Source organism: Stenotrophomonas sp. CFBP 13725, from assembly GCF_014841935.1.
Classification (GTDB): Bacteria; Pseudomonadota; Gammaproteobacteria; order Xanthomonadales; family Xanthomonadaceae; genus Stenotrophomonas.
The window spans coordinates 1-564 of sequence record NZ_JACYUV010000024.1 but is presented as its reverse complement, the minus strand read 5'-3'; the positions used below and the strand labels follow the sequence as shown (position 1 = coordinate 564).

Here is a 564-nt window from a genome sequence, read left to right as displayed (position 1 = left end):
ATATCGAGTGTGCTTCAACAGGTGTGCCATCTGGGCCAGCACCATCGCATCGATCCGGTCCGTTTTAGCCAGCTGCCCAGTGGCTTTGGCGAAGCTACGCGCCCTGCCTGGATTGATCCGCACTATTGGCAGGCCGGCCTCATGAAGCGCGTCCAAGGCCGCCTGCTCATACCCCCCGCTCGCTTCAAGCACGACCTGCTTGGCCGGCCACTTCTGCAGCCAGCGAACCAATGCTTTAAAGCCACGCTTGCTGTTGCTGAAGTGGCGGAACTGCTGCTCGTGCACGGCAACGTCCAGACGGTCCTTACTTACGTCGATCCCGATCCCAAACATGGCAATCTCCGGTACGCTGACAGGGTCGAGAGCTCCCCCCGCTTGCCCAGTCTTATCATTACGAGCGCCAACTCGATCAACTGTTCGGGCGGATCAGGGAGAAGACCGGCGCGGGGATCCTTGCTACCAAGCGATCGCGAAGACCTAGAGCCGAACGGTCGCCCGCGCCGGGCTCTCGGCACCTAAAGTGCCAGATCTCGAAGAGATAAGAGCCGACTTCAGTCGGCTGCT

General features: G+C 60.5%; 1 protein-coding gene. It reads right to left on the bottom strand.

Annotated features, from left to right (window positions below; all coding sequences use genetic code 11):
- The coding region (locus IFT65_RS18460; RefSeq protein ID WP_192082852.1) for a transposase at nt 1-333 on the bottom strand (333 nt) is incomplete at its 3' end.
- Between the last annotated feature and the right edge of the window lie 231 nt (nt 334-564).